General features: G+C 70.2%; 1 protein-coding gene and 1 pseudogene. Both read right to left on the bottom strand.

The genetic code is table 11. The features are described from left to right. Positions 1–88: 88 nt before the first annotated feature. Positions 89–517 (bottom strand): annotated as a pseudogene (locus FV230_RS28890) (response regulator); the annotation flags it as partial. Further along, the coding region (locus FV230_RS30195) for a hypothetical protein (protein WP_187275670.1) at positions 510–773 on the bottom strand (264 nt) is incomplete at its 5' end. The gene FV230_RS30195 and the pseudogene FV230_RS28890, both read right to left, overlap by 8 nt.

Genomic DNA, 773 nt, shown 5'->3' with positions numbered 1-773 from the left:
CCCCCCTTTTTTTTTTTATTGATCCGGCCACCCCCGATATCAACACTTACGGTGGCGGCGGCAGCGTATTTTGTTTATAAGACACTGGCGTGCGGCCCGCGGTGTCGAGGGCCGCACGCGCGCTCTGGGCGGCGCGGGCGCTCGCCAGGTGGACGCGGATGCGGGCGAGGATCTCGTCCGGCGCGATCGGCTTGGTCACGTAGTCGACGCCGCCGGCGCCCAGCCCCTTCACGATGTGCTCGGTCTCGGTGAGCCCGGTCATGAAGATCACCGGCACGTGCGCGACCTGCGGCTTCGCCTTGAGGCGGCGGCAGGTCTCGAACCCGTCCATGCCCGGCATCATCGCGTCGAGCAGGATCACGTCGGGGGTGATCTCGTCGACCAGCGCCAGGGCGAGGTCGCCCGCCACCGCCACGAGCACGGTGGCCCCGGAGCGCTCGATCGCCTCGGTGAGGAAGCTGAGGGTGTCGGGGGAATCGTCGACGACGAGGACGATGTCGCGCTGCGGCTCAGGCATCCGAGGCGAGGCCTTCCCGATCCACCGTCCGCTCCACGGCCTGCTCGGACATCTCCTGGAGGATGCGCAGGTAGCGCCGCATGTCGAAATCCGCCACGAGGCCGCGCATCTCCGCCACCAAGGCGCCCGGCACGCGCGCATCCTGCGCCATCTCGGCGAGCTTGGCCTCGATGCCGCGGATGTGGCCGATCCGGCCGAGGCGCAGCAGGTCGCCGACCTGCTCCGGCGACGGCCCGGCGGGCGCCTCCGGCGGCGG

Origin of the sequence: Methylobacterium sp. WL6 (assembly GCF_008040095.1) — a bacterium.
Taxonomy (GTDB): Bacteria; Pseudomonadota; Alphaproteobacteria; order Rhizobiales; family Beijerinckiaceae; genus Methylobacterium.
Note: the sequence above shows the minus strand (reverse complement) of the source record. Positions and strands in the feature narration are given on the sequence as shown.